Genomic DNA, 16,288 nt, shown 5'->3' on the forward strand with positions numbered 1-16,288 from the left:
CAGCGAGGACCGATGACCCCACCAGCCGTGCCCGGAGACACCAAGCGAGAGCGCCGCGAGGCCGCCCGCGAGAAGGCCCGCGTCGCCCGCGAGGCCGCCGCGAAGCGCCGTCGTCGCAAGAAGTGGGCGCTGCAGGGCGGCCTCGTGCTCGGCGTGCTGGCCGTCGCCGCCGTCGTCGTGCTCGTCGTGACGCGGTCGATGGCCCCGGGCGGCCCCGGGCCGCTGAACATGGCGAGCGACGGCATCGTGCTCTCGGGCGACGGCACCACGGTCTCGGCGACGACGACCGACGCGGTGCCGGCCGACGGCGAGCCGACGGCCTCGGCTCCCGGCACGGCCGAGAAGCCGAGCATCGTCGTCTACCTCGACTACATGTGCCCGTACTGCGGCCAGTTCGACACGGCCAACGCGGAGCAGCTGCAGACGTGGGTGAGCCAGGGGTCGGTCGACCTCGAGATCCACCCCCTGGGGTTCCTCGACAACGCCTCGCTCGGCACCAAGTACTCGACCCGCTCGGCGAACGCCCTGGCCTGCGTCGCGAACTACCAGCCGGACGCGGCCCTCGACGTCAACACGGCCCTCTTCGCGCAGCAGCCGGAGGAGAACACCAGCGGGCTGACGAACGACGAGCTGGTCAGCCTGGTGCAGGGAGCGGGCGCCGACGACGAACAGATCCCCGGGTGCGTCACGGGGGGCGAGTTCGACGACTGGGTGGCCTCGGCCACCGAGCGGGCGCTGAACGACCCGCTGCCGAACAGCGACCTCGAGAAGGTCACGGGCACCCCGACGGTGCTGGTCAACGGCCAGCAGTACCAGGGCTCGCTCACCGACCCTACGGTCTTCGCCCAGTTCGTCGCGGAGGTCGCGGGCGGAGCCCCCACCTCCGACACGAGCACGGGCACCGCCCCCGAGTCGTCCGCCACCCCCGCCCCCTAGGGCCGGCGCAGAGCGCACCCCGGGGTCATGTCGCGACCCCGGGGCACCCCTCGGCCGTCAGCCGCAGGGGCGGCGGCTGGCCCCCCGATGTCGGCGAAGGCGGCTGCGGAGCCGGCGCCTGGAGCGTCCCTCGGGGCCACATCTCGACCCCGAGCTGCACGCCCCGGCCAGTCAGCCGCAGGGGCGGCGGCTGGCCCCCCGATGTCGGCGAAGGCGGCTGCGGAGCCGGCGCCTGGAGCGCCCCCCGGGGCCAGAACTCGACCCCGAGCTGCACGCCCCGGCCGTCAGCCGCAGGGGCGGCGGCTGACCGAACGGTTCAGAACCAGAGCGAGAGCTCGCGCGCGGCGGACTCGGGGCTGTCGCTGCCGTGGACGAGGTTCTGCTGCACCTTGAGGCCCCAGTCGCGGCCGAGGTCGCCGCGGATGGTGCCGGGGGCGGCGGTCGTCGGGTCGGTGGTGCCGGCCAGCGAGCGGAAGCCCGCGACGACGCCGTTGCCGGCGATGCGGAGGGCGACGGTGGGGCCGCTCTCCATGAACTCGACGAGCGGCTCGTAGAACGGCTTGCCCACGTGCTCCTCGTAGTGCTTCGACAGGAGGTCGCGGTCGGCCTGCAGCATGCGCAGGTCGACGAGCTCGTAGCCCTTGGCCTCGATGCGGCGCAGGATCTCGCCGGTGAGGCCGCGGGCGACGCCGTCGGGCTTGACGAGGACGAGGGTCTCTTGGAGGTCGGTCACTGTGGTGCTCCTTCTGGTGTGATGGCGGGAGGGTCGGTGTGGTCGGGTCGGCCGGGCCGGCTCACGCCGCGTCGCCGGGCCCACCGTAGCGGGCGGCGTTGAGACGGTCGAGCTGGGTGCCCTTGATCAGGCAGTAGGTCCAGATGGCGACGAACAGAGCCGCGACGACGTACATGACGGGGTCGAGCAGCCCGCAGGCCACGAGGCCCGCCTGCACGACCCAGCCGAGCGCGATGCCCCAGGGCCAGCGCGTCGTGCGCGAGACGAGCATGACGACGACGATGGCGGCGAACCCGCCGCCGAAGGCCACGGCCGTCGGCAGCAGGTCGCGGCCGTTGACGACGAGCATCACGAAGAACAGCGACAGCGCCTCGAGCACGAGCACGATCGAGAGCAGGCTCTCGGCCGCGCCGCGTCGGCGCCCGGGGCGTCGGCCGCCCGGGCGGGTGCCCGCCGGGGGGCCCTCAGGAGGCGGCGTCGCGGTCACGAGAGACCGCCCGGGGCCTGCGCCAGCGCGAGCACGTCGCCGACCAGCGTGATCGACCCGGTGACGACGACGCCGCCGGGCTCGTCGCCCTCGGTCTCCTCCGCGAGGTCGCGGGCGGTGCGGAGCGCCGCGACGAGGTCGGTCTCGACCACGACGCGGTCGGCGCCGACGACGCCCACCGCGATCGCGGCGAGCTCGTCGGCGTCGACGGCGCGCTCGGAGTCGCTGCTCGTCACGACGAACTGCTGCACCGTGCCGGAGAGCGCCCGGACGATGCCGGCGGCGTCCTTGTCGGCGAGCACCCCGAGCACGGCCACGACGCGCCCGAACTGGAAGTAGTCGTCGAGCGCCTTCGCGAGGGCCCGCGCCCCGTGGGGGTTGTGCGCCGCGTCGACGAGGATGGTGGGCTCGTTGGCCACGATCTGGAGGCGACCGGGCGACGTCACGGCGGCGAGCCCCTCGGCCAGCACGTCGTGGTCGAGCGCCTGCGAGCCGCTGCCGAGGAACGACTCGACGGCGGCGATCGCGACCGCCGCGTTCTGCGCCTGGTGGTCGCCGAAGAGGGGCAGCAGGAGGTCGTCGTAGCGGCCGGCGAGGCCGCGGACGGTGATCAGCTGCCCGCCGACCGCGACCGTGGTCGACTCGACGCCGAACGCGGTGCCCTCGACCGCGAGCGTGGACTCGGTGAGGTCGGCCGCCCTCTGCAGCTCGGCCAGCGCCTCCGGCTGCTGGGAGGCGCTGACGACCGAGGCCGACGGCTTGACGATGCCGGCCTTCGTGCGGGCGATGGCGTCGACCGTCGAGCCGAGGCGCTGCGTGTGGTCGAGGGCGATCGGCGTGAAGACGGCGACCTGGCCGTCGGCGACGTTCGTGCTGTCCCACTCGCCGCCCATGCCGACCTCGAGCACGACGACGTCGGCGGGGGCGTCGGCGAAGCAGGCGAAGGCCAGCACGGTGAGCGCCTCGAAGAAGGTCAGGGGCTGCTCCCCCGCCGCCGTGAGCTCGCCGTCGGTCATCTGGAGGTAGGGCTGGATGTCGTCCCAGTTCGCCACGAGCAGCTCGTCGCTGATCGGTTCGCCGTCGACGACGATGCGCTCGTTGACGCGCGTCAGGTGCGGGCTCGTCATGAGGCCGGTGCGCAGGCCGTACGAGCGCAGCACGCTCTCGATCATGCGGCTCGTCGAGGTCTTGCCGTTCGTGCCCGTCACGTGGATCACCGGGTAGGCGCGCTGCGGGTCGCCGAGCAGCTCGGCGGCCCGACGCGTCGCCGCGAGCCGCGGCTGCGGGGCCTGCTCGCCGACGCGCGCGAGCAGCTCGTCGTAGACGCGGCGGGCGCCCTCGGCGAACTCGCCGCCGTCGGCCGCGCCCCCGCCCGTGCCCTCGGCGTCGCTCTTCTTCTTCTTCGGGCTCATGCTCGTCGGACCTCCACCGTCACGGCCGCGCCGGAACCGACGGCGACCCTCTCGTCGCGCGTCGCGACGTCGTCCTGCACGTCGACGACCAGCTCGGTCGTCAGGGTCTCGCCCGCGATCAGCGCGCGGTGCGCCTCGATCGCGGCGGCCGAGCCGGGCTCGACGACGAGGGTCGTGACGACCCGGTCGCCGACGTCGAGGCCGGCCGCCTTGCGGGCCTGCTGCACGGCCCGGACGACGTCGCGCGCGAGGCCCTCGGCCTCGAGCTCGGGCGTGGTCGCGGTGTCGAGCAGCACGAAGCCGCCGTCGCCGACGAACGCGATCGCCGCCGACGGGTCGGCGACGGCCAGCTCGAGCGTGAACTCGCCGGGCAGCAGCTCGACGCCGCCCACCACGACCGTCTCGCCCCGCGCCTCCCAGTCGCCCTTCTTCGCGGCGGGGATGACCTGCTGCACCTGCTTGCCGATGCGGGGGCCGGCCGCGCGGGCGTTGACCGTCAGCTTGCGGGTGACGCCCCACTCGCCGAGGCTCTCCTCCGTCAGCGCGGTGAGGACGACGTCCTTGACGTTGAGCTCGTCGCGGAGGATGGCGCGGAACGGCTCGAGGCCCGCGGTGTCGGGCGCGACCACCGTGAGGCGCGCGAGCGGCAGGCGGACCCGCAGGCCGGTCGCCTTGCGCAGCGCGAGACCGGACGACGCGATGGCGCGCACGGCGTCCATCGCATCGACGAGCGCGTCGTCGGCCGGGAAGGCGGAGGCGTCGGGCCAGTCGGCGAGGTGCACGCTGCGGCCGCCGGTGAGGCCCTTCCAGATCTCCTCCGTGACGAGCGGGGCGAGGGGCGCCGCGACGCGGGTGAGCGTCTCGAGCACCGTGAACAGGGTGTCGAAGGCGTCGTGGTCGGTGCCGGCCCAGAAGCGGTCGCGCGACCGGCGGACGTACCAGTTCGTCAGCACGTCGGCGAAGTCGCGGAGGGCCGCGGCCGCCAGGGGCGAGTCGAGCGCGTCGAGGTGGCCCTCGACCTCGGTGACGAGGCGGCGGGTCTTCGCGAGCAGGTAGCGGTCGAGCACGTCGGTCGAGTCGGTGCGCCACCGCGCGACGTAGCCGTCCGCGACGTGCCGACCCGCGCCTCCCGACCCGTCGGCCTCGGCCGCGTTCGCGTAGAGGGTGAAGAAGTAGTACGTGCTCCAGAGCGGCAGCAGGAACTGCCGGACGCCCTCGCGGATGCCCTCCTCGGTGACGACGAGGTTGCCGCCGCGGATCACCGAGCTCGACATCAGGAACCAGCGCATCGCGTCGGCCCCGTCACGGTCGAAGACCTCGCTCACGTCGGGGTAGTTGCGGAGGCTCTTCGACATCTTCTGGCCGTCGGAGCCGAGCACGATGCCGTGGCTGATGACGTTCGAGAACGCCGGCCGGTCGAACAGCGCGGTCGAGAGCGCGTGCATGACGTAGAACCAGCCGCGCGTCTGCCCGATGTACTCGACGATGAAGTCGGCAGGCGCGTGCGTCTCGAACCAGTCGCGGTTCTCGAACGGGAAGTGCACCTGCGCGAAGGGCATCGAGCCCGAGTCGAACCAGACGTCGAAGACGTCCTCGATGCGGCGCATCGTGCTCTGCCCGGTCGGGTCGTCGGGGTTCGGCCGCGTGAGGTCGTCGATGTACGGGCGGTGCAGGTCGGGCTCGCCCTGCTCGTTGAGCGGCAGGCGCCCGAAGTGGGCCTCGAGCTCGGCGAGCGAGCCGTAGACGTCCGTCCGCGGGTAGGCGGGGTCGTCGCTGCGCCACACGGGGATGGGCGAGCCCCAGTAGCGGTTGCGCGAGATCGACCAGTCGCGGGCGCCGGCGACCCACTTGCCGAACTGCCCCTCCTTGACGTTCTCGGGCACCCAGGTGATCTCCTGGTTGAGCTCGCCCATCCGGTCGCGGAACTCCGTGACGCGGACGAACCAGCTCGAGACGGCCTTGTAGATGAGCGGGTTGCGGCAGCGCCAGCAGTGCGGGTAGCTGTGCTCGTAGCTCGCCAGGCGCACCAGGCGCCCGTCGGCGCGCAGGCGCTGCACCAGCGTCTTGTTGGCCTCGAACACCTGGAGGCCGGCGACGCCCAGCTCGTCGAACATCGGCAGGAAGCGCCCGGCCTCGTCGACGGACACGATCACGGGGATGCCCGCGGCGGCGCAGACCAGCTGGTCGTCCTCGCCGTAGGCGGGGGCCTGGTGCACGATGCCGGTGCCCTCGCCGGTGGCGACGTAGTCGGCGACGAGGAGGCGCCAGGCGTTCTCGGTGCCCCAGGTCTCGGTGTCGGCGTAGACGTCCCAGATGCGGTCGTACTCGACGTCGGCGAGCTCGGCGCCGGCGAAGTGCGCCGTGACCGCGGCCTCCGCCGCCTCTGCGGACTCGTAGCCGAGGTCGCGGGCGTAGGCGGCGAGGGTGTCGGCGGCGAGCAGGAAGACGCTGCCGGTCAGCAGCTCCTGGTCGCCGGTGCGCTCGCCCGGCAGCAGGGCGTGGGGCACGGTCACGTAGTCGATGGCCGGCCCCACGGCGAGCGCCATGTTCGTGGGCAGGGTCCAGGGCGTGGTCGTCCAGGCGAGGGCCTCGACGCCGGTGAGGCCGAGCGACTCGGCCTTGGCGCCGACGAGCGGGAAGGCGACCGTGACGGTCTGGTCCTGGCGCATCTTGTAGACGTCGTCGTCCATGCGCAGCTCGTGGTTCGACAGGGGGGTCTGGTCGTGCCAGCAGTAGGGCAGCACGCGGAACCCCTCGTAGGCGAGCGACTTGTCGTGCAGCTGCTTGAACGCCCAGAGCACGCTCTCCATGTAGCTGACGTCGAGGGTCTTGTAGTCGTCCTCGAAGTCGACCCAGCGCGCCTGGCGCGTGACGTACTGCTGCCACTCGTCGGTGTAGCGCAGGACCGAGCCACGGGCCGCGGCGTTGAACTCGCCGATGCCCATCTCGTCGATCTGGTGCTTCTCGGTGATGCCGAGCTGGCGCATCGCCTCGAGCTCGGCGGGCAGCCCGTGGGTGTCCCAGCCGAAGCGGCGGTGCACCTGCTTGCCGCGCATCGTCTGGTACCGCGGGAAGACGTCCTTCGCGTAGCCCGTCAGCAGGTGGCCGTAGTGCGGCAGGCCGTTGGCGAACGGCGGGCCGTCGTAGAAGACCCACTCGTCGCGGCCCTCCCGGGCACGGATCGACTCGCGGAAGGTGTCGTCGCCCTTCCAGAAGGCGAGGACGCCCTGCTCGACGTCGGGGAACCGGGGTGACGCGGGTACCGGCTGGTAGGCCATGGGAACTCCAGGTGGTGCGGATGTCCGTCCACGGGGACGACCGCCGAGGGGCCTCGGAGGTCGCGGTACCACCCCGCTTGCCGGCCCTCACGGGCCGACCACTCGCTCTGCGGCTGTGACGGGCCTGCCCCGCTCGGTTCTACCGGCGGCTGCCGGCCCCGAGGGGCAGGTCTCCGCGTTCTTCCGAGTGCTCCCCGGTGATGGCCGGATCGATGCACGTCACATCGTACGCGTCGAGGAGGCGCGGCGCGATCGGTGCAGGGCGTGCATCATCGAGTCCATGACGACAGCACCCCCGACCACCGACCCGTCGCCGGGCCCCGGCTCCGCCCCGAAGCCGGAGAGCTCGCTCACGGTGGTCGTCGCGTTCCTCGCGAACCTGCTCGTGGCGGTCGCGAAGACGGTCGCGGCGTTCCTGACCGGGTCGGCCTCGATGGTGGCGGAGTCGGCGCACTCCTGGGCCGACACGGGCAACGAGGTCTTCCTCTTCGTCGCCGACAAGCGCGGCGTGAAGCAGAGGGACGCCGACCACCCCCTCGGCTACGGCAAGGAGACCTACGTCTGGTCGATGTTCGCCGCGTTCGGCCTCTTCACCGTCGGCGCGGTGGTCTCGATCCAGCACGGCATCTCGCAGCTCGGCGCCGCGGAGGAGGCCGAGGACTACCTCGTCAACTACGTCGTGCTGGCGGTCGCGTTCGTGCTCGAGGGCATCTCGTTCACCCAGGCCCTCCGCCAGGCCCGGGGCAGCGCCCGCGAGCGGCAGCTGCCGACCCTGCGCTTCGTGCTACGCAGCTCGAACTCGACCCTGCGTGCGGTCTTCGCGGAGGACGCCGCGGCCCTGGTCGGCCTCGTCATCGCCTTCCTCGGCATCCTGCTGCACCAGCTGACCGGCTCGGCCGTCTACGACGCCGTCGGGTCCATCCTCGTCGGCGTGCTGCTCGGCGTCGTGGCCCTCGTGCTCGTCGACCGCAACCGGCGCTTCCTGGTCGGCGAGAGCCCGAGCGACGAGCTGGAGTCGACGGTGCTCGCCCGGCTGCTGGCCCGGTCCGAGATCGACCGCGTGACCTACCTGCACACGGAGTTCGTCGGGCCGGGCCGGCTCTACCTCGTCGCCGCCGTCGACATGCGCGGCGACGACACCGAGGAGCACGTCGCCGTCGCCCTCCGCCGCGTCGAGCGCGAGCTCGAGCAGCACGACGCGGTGGAGGAGGCGGTGCTGACGCTGGCTACGCCCGACGAGCCGAGCCTGCAGCCGCGTCGCTGACCGGAGCGGTCGAGGCCGGTGCTCCGGCGGACCCGCGACGGCGCCGGGTCAGCACCACCACAGCGGCTCCCGCCGCGGAGAGCAGCAGGCCCGCGGCGACGAGGGCACGGGCGGAGTCGTCGCCCGTGTGCGCGAGGCGGCGGTCACGACCGGCCGCCGAGGGCGCGGAGCCACGCCCCGTCGGGGCGCTCAGGGTCGGCGCCACCGACACGGCGGGCACGACGGCGGTCGGCACGGCCGGCGGCGCCGGGGCTGCCGGTGCCACCAGGGTGAAGGACCGCGCGACGGCGGGAGACAGCCTGGACAGCGGAGGGGCTCCGTCGCCCGGGGCGACGGGCGTGGGGTCGCCGGGGACGTACTGGGCGACGCTCGCGCTCCATCTCCCGGAGGGGAGCACGGTCCGCCAGGTCCAGGTGCCGTCGGCCCCGACCCGGCCGGGCTGGTCGTCCGAGCCCCATCCCTGCTGGTCGTCGAGCGCCTCGAACCGCACCGCGGGCTGCGAGCCGACGACGCCTCGGCCCGTCATCACGAACTCGACGGCACCACCGAGGTAGGGCGAGGCCGCGCCCACGACGACCTCCCCCTCCGCCGGCGCGACGACGGAGGGCGCAGGAGAGACCGGCACGTCGACCGTGAAGTCGACGGTCCGGCGCCCGACCTCGGCGCCACCGGCGTCGCTCAGCACGACGGTCGCCGACTGCTCGGCGACGGCGTCGTCGGCCAGGGTCACGCGGAGGCTGACCACGGGCCCCGAGACCCCGGACACGCCGTGGACCTCGACGCCGTCCCGGTCGAGGACCGCGAGCGACCCGCCGACGACGTCGGTCTCCACCACGACCTCGTACCCGAGGGAGGTCGTCGTGCTCCCCGACACGGGGCTGACGAGGCGGAAGGTGGTCGTCGGCGCCGCCGCGACGGAGGGTGCCGGGGCGACGATCGGCGCCGGGGCGACAGGCGCGGTCGTGCTCGCCTCCGCCTCGGCGTCCGGTGCCGGGGGCGTGGCGGTCTCGTCGACCGGCACCGCGCCTCCGACGGTCTGCTCGATCTGCTCGACCTGCTCGACCTGCTCGACCTGCTCGACCTGCTCGATCTGCTCGATCTGCTCGACCTGCTCGACCTGCTCGATCTGCTCGACCGCAGCCGGTGCGGCGGACGCCGCCGGTGCTGCCGTCAGGAGCCCCCCCAGGGCGATGGCGACGAGAGTCGGCAGCGCCACGGCGGCCGACACGTTCTTCTTCATGGTCTTCTCTCTCGTGTGGGCCGAGCTCGACGCGGCACCCCCGACCCACCCCGGGCAGCGCGCTCCGGCCCCGCACGGGCCGCTCGACACGACCGTACCCATCAGAGACGAGCCGACCTCACCCCGTGACCGTTCCGTGGCCGGATGTCATCCGCTCGGCGGACGGGGGTCATCACGCCGGGCGAGCTCGTGCCTGCCCGGGGCGCCGTCGGGAGGACGTCCCTGCGCCTCCGGTCGCGACCCCCGCGCCAGGGGGACAGTCCCGGCTCGCTCTTAGCCCGAGCGGGTACCGTGCCCCTCGTGCACTCGTTGATCCGGCTCGTGAAGGCCAACCCCTCCGTCCTCCGCTTCCTGGTGGTCGGGGGCATCGGCTTCGTCATCACGATGGTCATCAACTACGGCCTCAAGCTCTTCGTGATCCCCCAGCACCCGGTCACCGCGCTCGCGGTGGGGACGATCGTCGCGACCGTCGTCTCGTACGTGCTGAACAAGAAGTGGTCGTTCGACGACCGCGGCGACCGCCACACCGCCTACGAGATGCTCTTGTTCGTCATCGTCAGCGTCATCGGCATCGGCCTCAACTCGGCGCCCCTCTACCTCTCCCGCTACGGGCTCGACCTGGAGGTGCCGAACGTCACGCGGACCCACCAGGAGATCGCCGACTTCGTCAGCGGCCCCGTGATCGGCACCATGATCGCGATGGTCTTCCGCTACTGGGCCATGAACAAGTTCGTCTTCCCGAAGCGCGCCGAGCTCGACGATGTCCTGTCGCCGACGTCGCCCTCCACGGCGTCCACCCCGACCCCCGCCCGCTAGCCCGCGCGACCGGCACCCGGTCAGGCCCCGCCGGTCGGCGGCAGACGGTCGTCCAGGCCGTCCGCGACGGGGCCGAGCGCCCGCTCCACGACGTCGCCGAGGGCCGGCCTGCCGACGCCGGAGCCCGCCCACGTCACGACCGAGGTGGCCGCCGCCGCGAGCAGCACCGACGCGGCCACCTCGACGTCGAGGTCGTCCCGGGGGCGCCCGGCCGCCTCCGCCAGGTACGCCGCGACGACCGCCCTCAGCCGCACGCCCCTCACCGCCGCCGACGCCACCACCTCGTCGCCGAGGCCCATCGCGTCGGCCTGGGTCAGCGCCCAGGGCACCCGGTCGGCCGGGTGCTGCCGGGCGACGGCCACCAGCGCCGCCGCCACGGCCCGGACGGGAGAGAGCCCCGAGGAGGCGCGGAGCAGGTCGCCGAGACCGGCCGTGCTCGCGTCGAGGTCGACCCAGAAGAGGTCGGACTTCGCGTCGAACCAGTTGAAGAACGTGCCCCGGCTGACCCCGGCCCGCCGGGCGACGTGGTCGACGGTCGTGCCCGACCACCCGGCCTCGAGGAAGAGCTCCGCCGCGGCGTCGGCGAGCATCTCGGCCGACGACCGACGCGGGCGCCCGAGGGGCCGTGCCGGGGCGTCGTCGGGGCGTCGGAGGGCGTCGTCGGACATGGCCCCATCATGCCGGTACACTCGGTGGCGGCCCGTTTGTACTGAGTACAACAATGCCGCCCCTCCCCCGGCCACCCCGTGATCCTCCGGAGCACCATGCGCACGCGCCCCCTCCCCTTCCTCGCCCTCGCGACCGTCGGCGCCCTGGCGCTGGCCGGGTGCACCGCCGGGGCGGACGACGCCGGCGACTCCGCGGCTCCCGTCGAGGGCGGCACCCTCACCTACGCGACCGGCGACGCCGAGCCCACGTGCCTCGACCCGCACGTCGGCGGCAACTACCCGCAGGCCCTCATCTCGACCCAGTACGCCGAGTCGCTCGTGTCGAAGGACGCCGACGGCGAGATCGTGCCCTGGCTCGCCGAGTCGTGGACGGAGGCGAGCGACGGCCTGAGCTGGACCTTCACCCTGAAGCCCGACGTGACGTTCACCGACGGCACCCCCTTCGACGCCGCCGCGGTCGCCGCGAACGTGGCCCACGTGCAGGACCCTTCCACGCTGTCGTCGACGGGCTACCTCGCCCTCGCGAAGGTGACCGGCGTCGAGGCCGTCGACGACCTGACGGCCCGCATCGACCTGAGCACGCCCGACAGCGCCCTGCTCGAGTCGCTCACGCAGCCGTGGCTCGCGATGGAGTCGCCCGAGGCGCTCCAGCGGCCCCAGGAGGTCAACTGCGAGTCGCCCGTCGGCACCGGCCCCTTCGTCGTCGACTCGTGGACGAAGCAGGAGCAGGTCGAGCTGTCGCGCAACGACGACTACTCGTCGCCGCCCGCCGACGCCGACCACACCGGCCCCGCCCACCTCGAGAGCGTCGTCTGGCGGTTCATCCCCGACTCCGCGGCGCGCTACGCGGCCCTCCAGGCCGGCCAGGTCGACGTGATCGACAACGCGCAGCCCGACACCCTCGTCGCCGCGGAGAAGGACGACGCGATCAGCGAGATCGACGCCCCGCGGCCCGGCGCCTCCAACCGTCTCGAGCTGAACTCGGGCAAGGCTCCCTTCGACGACGAGCGGGTGCGCGAGGCGTTCGTCACGGGCGTCGACGTCGACGACGCGATCGACTCGCTCTTCTTCGGCACCGCCGAGCGCTCGTACAGCGCCCTGTCGAGCGTCGAGCCGCTCGCCTACTCCGACCCGTCGCTGTTCGAGGTCGACGCCGACGCCGCCGGCGACCTGCTCGACGAGGCCGGCTGGACGGGGCGCGACAGCGAGGGCTACCGCACCAAGGACGGCACGCGCCTGTCGCTGACCTTCCCGGTCAGCACGAACCAGTCCATCCCGGCCGAGCAGTCGCTCTTCGAGCAGATCCAGGCCGGGGCCAAGTCGCTCGGGTTCGAGGTCGTGCTGCAGCCCCTCGACCTCTCGAGCTGGTACGGCGCCCTCGCGAGCGACGACTACGACCTGGTCAGCGCGCCGTACACGAAGGTCGGCCCCGACGTGCTCCGCATCCTGTTCGACACGTCGGGCATCACCCCGGCGCCGAGCGGCTACTTCGCCAACCACGCCCAGCTCTCCGACCCGGCCCTCGACGACCTGCTGACCCGCGCCTCCCAGACGTCCGACGCCGACGAGCGCGCCGACCTCTACCAGCAGGCCCAGCAGATCGTGCTCGAGAGCCGCACCGTGCTGCCCCTCTACGACCAGCAGAACCACTACCTCGTCGGCTCGTCGGTCACCGGCGTCCGCGCGCTGCCCCCGGTGCAGGCGGTCACCCTGTATGACGCCTCCGTCACCGGCTGAGGCCGGGGCCGGGGCCGGGGCCGGCTCGGTCGTCGCCCCTCCGTCGCCCCGACGGAGCGCGGTCGGCGGCCGGTCGGGCAGGAGTCGCGGGTCGGCCGAGCGGGCCCTGCGGTGGGTCGTCGGTCGCCTGGCCGGCGCGGTGCTGGTGCTCTGGGCCGTGGCGACCCTCATCTTCTTCGCGGTGCGGCTCGTGCCGGGCGACCCGGCCGAGGCGATCCTCGGCGGGCCGGGCTCGCAGGCGTCGGCCGAGGCCCTCGCCCTCGTGCGCGAGCAGTACGGCCTCGACCAGCCCCTCGTCGTGCAGTACCTCCAGCAGCTGGGGCGCCTCGTCACCGGCGACCTCGGCACGTCGTGGTCGCTCCGGGCCGACGTGGCCGGGCTGCTGCTCGAGCAGCTGCCCGGCACCCTCGCCCTCGCGCTCGCGTCGCTCGTCGTCGCCTGGCTGATCGCCCTCGGCACGGCCTGGTGGGCGACCCTCGGCGGGCGGGCGGCGTCCGCCGTCTCGTCGGCGCTCGAGGTCGTCGCCGCCGCGGTGCCGCACTTCTGGCTCGCGAGCGTGCTCGTCCTCGTCTTCAGCACGCAGCTCGGCCTGCTGCCCCCGGTCAGCACGGGCACGCCCGTCGGCCTCGTGCTGCCGGTGGTGACCCTGGCGATCCCGGTGGCGGGGTTCCTCGGGCAGGTGACCCGCGACTCCCTGCTCGACGCGGCGTCCGCCCCGTTCGCCGTGACGGCGCGGGCCCGGGGCGAGTCGACCTCGGGGCTGTTCCGTCGGCACCTGCTGCGGCACGCCGCGCTGCCGGGGCTGGCCCTGTCGGGGTGGGCGTTCGGCTCGCTGCTCAGCGGCGCCGTCGTCGTCGAGTCGGTCTTCGCCCGGCCGGGCCTCGGGCGCACCCTGCTCGGTGCGGTGACGCTCCGCGACGTGCCCCTCGTCACCGGCGTGGCCCTGGCCTCCGCCCTCGCCTACGTCGTGGTCGTCGCTCTCGGCGACCTCGCGGAGCGCGCCGTCGACCCACGGGAGCGGGCCTCGTGACGGTGCTGCCCGTGCTGCCGGGGGCGCCGGGGCCGTCGGAGCCGTCGGCGCCGCCCGCGCCGCCGCGGTCGGGCTCCGGCCGCCGGAGACCCCGGAGGCGCGTGCGGCCCGTCGAGGCCGTGGCCGCCGTCGTGCTCGCGGTGATCGTCGTGGCCGCGGTCGCGCCGGGGCTCCTGGCGCCCGGCGACCCCCTCGCCGTGTCGCCGGCCGACGCCTTCGGCGCACCGTCGCTCGCGCACCCCCTCGGCACCGACGAGTCGGGGCGCGGCATCTGGACGCGGATCGTGCACGGCGCCGGCGCGTCGCTGACGATCGGCGCCGTCGCGACCCTCATCGGCACCGGCCTCGGCGTGCTGCTGGGCGTGGCCGCCGGCTTCGGCGACGGGCGCTGGCCCGGGCGCGTCGCCGACGCGGGCGTCAGCCGCCTGCTCGAGGTGCTCTTCGCCCTGCCGGGCCTGCTGCTCGCGCTGGTCGTGATCGCCTTCACCGGGCCCGGCGCCGTGCCCGCGACGCTCGCCGTCGGCCTCGCCACCGCGCCCGGCTACGCGCGCATCGTGCGGACCCAGGTGCGCCGCGTACGGCGCTCGGCCATGGTCGAGGCCGCCGTCGTGCTCGGCCGCCGGCCGTCGACGGTGCTGCTGCGGCACGTGCTGCCCAACGCCCTCGCGCCCGTGGTCGTGCTGGCGACGCTCGGCCTGGGGCAGGCCGTCGTCTGGGCCTCCTCGCTGAGCTACCTCGGCCTGGGCTCGCCCCCGCCGGCGCCGGAGTGGGGCGCGATGCTCTCGGCCGGCCGCACCTACGTGCAGGTCGCCTGGTGGATGACCGTCTTCCCCGGCCTCGCGGTCGTCGTCACGGCGGCGGCGTCGACGATCGTCGGCCGCGGCCTCGCCCGACGCGGGGGCACCTCGTGAGCGGCTCGGCGCTGCTCCAGGTCGACGGGCTCTCCGTCGCCTTCGGCGGGCGGCCGGTCGTCGACGACGTCTCGTTCTCGGTGTCGGCCGGCGAGTGCGTCGCGATCGTGGGCGAGTCGGGCTCGGGCAAGAGCGTCACCGCACGGTCGCTGCTCGGCCTGAGCGGCGGCCGGGCCACGGCCCGGGGCCTCCGCCTCGGCGACACCGACCTCACGGCCCTCGGCGAGCGCGGCTGGCGTGCCGTCCGCGGGCCGCGCATGGGGCTGGTGCTGCAGGACGCGCTCGTGTCGCTCGATCCGCTGCGACCGATCGGCCGCGAGATCGACGACGCCCTCCGCCTCCACACGTCCCTCGGGCCGCGGGGCCGCCGGGAGCGCGCGCTGGAGGCGCTGGTCGAGGTGGGCATGCCCGAGCCGGAGGCGCGGCTCGGGCAGCGGTCGGGAGAGCTGTCGGGCGGGCTGCGTCAGCGGGCCCTGATCGCCGCGGCGCTCGTGCTGCGCCCCGAGCTCGTCGTCGCCGACGAGCCGACGACGGCCCTCGACGCCGAGGTGCAGGGGCTGGTCGTCGACCGCCTGGCGGCGCTCCGCGACGGCGGCACCGCGGTGCTCGCGATCAGCCACGACCTCGGCGTCGTGCGTCGGCTCGCCGACCGGGTGGTGGTGATGCGCGCCGGCGTCGTCGTCGAGACGGGGCCGACCGAGCAGGTGCTCGGCGACCCTCGGCACGACTACACGCGGCTGCTGCTCGCGGCCCTGCCGCGCGGCGTGGCCCGCGGCGCCCGGCTGTCGCCCGCGCCCTCCGCACCTGCCCGCTCCGCGCCTCCCGCGCCCGTGCCCTCCGCACCTGACCGCCCCGCGCCTCCCGCGCCCGTGCCCTCCGCGCCTGCCCGCCCCGCGCCTCCCGCGCCGGTGCCCTCCGCCGAGGACCGCGTTCCGTTCCATGAACTGCGCTCCACCGCGGTCCATGGAACGGAACGCGGTTCATCGCGGGTCGGAGCCGGGCCGGCGCCGGAGGTGGTGCTCGCCGCGAGCGGGCTGCGCCGGGCGTTCCCGGTGCGGGGCAGCACGCCCCGCGTCGCCGTCGACGACGTCTCGTTCGAGCTGCGCGCCGGCGAGACGCTCGGCCTGGTGGGCGCGTCCGGGAGCGGCAAGACCACGACCGCGCGCCTCCTGCTGGGCCTCGACGACCCCGACGACGGGGCGGTGACGCTGCTCGGCGAGCCGTGGGCACCGCTGCGCGAGCGGGAGCGCCGGGGGCGACGAGCCCTGCTGGGGGCGGTCTACCAGGACCCGGCGAGCTCGTTCGACCCCCGCTGGACGGTGGGCCAGCTGCTCGCCGACGCCGTGACGAGCGGGCGCGTCACCCGGCCGGGGCGGGTGTCGACCGAGGTCGAGGGGCTGCTCGACCGGGTGGGCCTCGCCGCCGACGTCGCCGAGCGACGCCCCGGCACGCTCTCCGGGGGTCAGCGGCAGCGGGTCGCCGTCGCGCGGGCCCTGGCCCCCCGGCCCCGCGTGGTCGTCTGCGACGAGCCGGTGTCGGCCCTCGACGTCTCGGTGCAGGCGCAGGTGCTCGACCTGCTCGACGAGCTGCAGCGCGAGGAGGGGCTGGCGTACCTGTTCATCTCGCACGACCTCGACGTGGTCGCCCACATGAGCGACCACGTCGCGGTGATGCAGCACGGTCGCGTCGTCGAGCACGGCCGTGCGGCCCGGGTGTTCGGCGAGCCGCAGCACCCGTACACGCGGGCGCTGCTGGCCGCCCGGCCCTGAGCCAGTC

At 74.3% G+C, this 16,288-nt stretch carries 13 protein-coding genes; 7 read left to right on the forward strand and 6 right to left on the reverse strand.

What is annotated here, in order from left to right; genetic code table 11:
- The first annotated feature begins 12 nt into the window (after positions 1-12).
- A complete protein-coding gene (locus IFT72_RS07295) occupies positions 13-936 on the forward strand; it encodes a thioredoxin domain-containing protein (protein ID WP_156370034.1) in 924 nt (307 codons plus the stop codon).
- A 316-nt stretch (positions 937-1,252) separates the two neighbouring features.
- Here the strand turns inward: IFT72_RS07295 and ndk are convergent, their stop codons facing one another.
- The 4 genes from ndk to ileS all read right to left on the reverse strand — a co-directional run bounded on the left by ndk (position 1,253) and on the right by ileS (position 6,846).
- Positions 1,253-1,669 carry a nucleoside-diphosphate kinase gene (gene ndk / locus IFT72_RS07300; RefSeq protein WP_185233120.1) on the reverse strand — a complete coding sequence of 139 codons (417 nt, stop codon included), beginning with the start codon at positions 1,667-1,669 and terminating at the stop codon, positions 1,253-1,255.
- A gap of 61 nt (positions 1,670-1,730) precedes the next feature.
- Positions 1,731-2,156 (reverse strand): DUF4233 domain-containing protein, encoded by a 426-nt coding sequence (locus IFT72_RS07305; RefSeq protein ID WP_192046032.1) that lies wholly within the window; start codon positions 2,154-2,156, stop codon positions 1,731-1,733.
- Positions 2,153-3,568, reverse strand: a complete 1,416-nt coding sequence (locus IFT72_RS07310) for a folylpolyglutamate synthase/dihydrofolate synthase family protein (RefSeq protein WP_192046033.1) — start codon at positions 3,566-3,568, stop codon at positions 2,153-2,155. The genes IFT72_RS07305 and IFT72_RS07310 overlap by 4 nt, the downstream gene beginning before the upstream one ends.
- A complete protein-coding gene (gene ileS / locus IFT72_RS07315) occupies positions 3,565-6,846 on the reverse strand; it encodes an isoleucine--tRNA ligase (RefSeq protein WP_192046034.1) in 3,282 nt (1,093 codons plus the stop codon). Before ileS ends, IFT72_RS07310 begins: the two co-directional genes overlap by 4 nt.
- 280 nt (positions 6,847-7,126) lie before the next feature.
- On the opposite strand from ileS, the gene IFT72_RS07320 reads away from it, so the two are divergent.
- Positions 7,127-8,110 (forward strand): cation diffusion facilitator family transporter, encoded by a 984-nt coding sequence (locus IFT72_RS07320; protein WP_192046035.1) that lies wholly within the window; start codon positions 7,127-7,129, stop codon positions 8,108-8,110.
- Here the strand turns inward: IFT72_RS07320 and IFT72_RS07325 are convergent.
- On the reverse strand, positions 8,073-9,350 hold the full coding sequence (locus IFT72_RS07325; protein ID WP_192046036.1) for an LPXTG cell wall anchor domain-containing protein: 1,278 nt from the start codon (positions 9,348-9,350) through the stop codon (positions 8,073-8,075). The two genes, IFT72_RS07320 and IFT72_RS07325, sit on opposite strands and share 38 nt — an antisense overlap.
- A 300-nt stretch (positions 9,351-9,650) precedes the next feature.
- Here IFT72_RS07325 and IFT72_RS07330 point away from each other — a divergent pair, with 300 nt between their 5' ends.
- A complete protein-coding gene (locus tag IFT72_RS07330; RefSeq protein ID WP_197981312.1) occupies positions 9,651-10,166 on the forward strand; it encodes a GtrA family protein in 516 nt (171 codons plus the stop codon).
- A gap of 20 nt (positions 10,167-10,186) precedes the next feature.
- Here the strand turns inward: IFT72_RS07330 and IFT72_RS07335 are convergent, their stop codons facing one another.
- Positions 10,187-10,834 (reverse strand): TetR/AcrR family transcriptional regulator, encoded by a 648-nt coding sequence (locus tag IFT72_RS07335; protein ID WP_185233130.1) that lies wholly within the window; start codon positions 10,832-10,834, stop codon positions 10,187-10,189.
- Between the two features lie 96 nt (positions 10,835-10,930).
- Between IFT72_RS07335 and IFT72_RS07340 the strand changes: the two genes are divergently transcribed.
- The 4 genes from IFT72_RS07340 (at position 10,931) to IFT72_RS07355 (ending at position 16,281) form a co-directional block, all read left to right on the forward strand.
- On the forward strand, positions 10,931-12,571 hold the full coding sequence (locus IFT72_RS07340; RefSeq protein WP_192046037.1) for an ABC transporter substrate-binding protein: 1,641 nt from the start codon (positions 10,931-10,933) through the stop codon (positions 12,569-12,571).
- Positions 12,549-13,601 carry an ABC transporter permease gene (locus IFT72_RS07345; RefSeq protein ID WP_192046038.1) on the forward strand — a complete coding sequence of 351 codons (1,053 nt, stop codon included), beginning with the start codon at positions 12,549-12,551 and terminating at the stop codon, positions 13,599-13,601. The genes IFT72_RS07340 and IFT72_RS07345 overlap by 23 nt, the downstream gene beginning before the upstream one ends.
- Positions 13,602-13,702: 101 nt before the next feature.
- Positions 13,703-14,512, forward strand: a complete 810-nt coding sequence (locus IFT72_RS07350) for an ABC transporter permease (RefSeq protein ID WP_056056442.1) — start codon at positions 13,703-13,705, stop codon at positions 14,510-14,512.
- A complete protein-coding gene (locus IFT72_RS07355) occupies positions 14,509-16,281 on the forward strand; it encodes a dipeptide ABC transporter ATP-binding protein (RefSeq protein WP_192046039.1) in 1,773 nt (590 codons plus the stop codon). The genes IFT72_RS07350 and IFT72_RS07355 overlap by 4 nt, the downstream gene beginning before the upstream one ends.
- Positions 16,282-16,288 lie beyond the last annotated feature (7 nt).

Source organism: Frigoribacterium sp. CFBP 8754, from assembly GCF_014841815.1.
GTDB lineage: Bacteria > Actinomycetota > Actinomycetes > Actinomycetales > Microbacteriaceae > Frigoribacterium > Frigoribacterium endophyticum.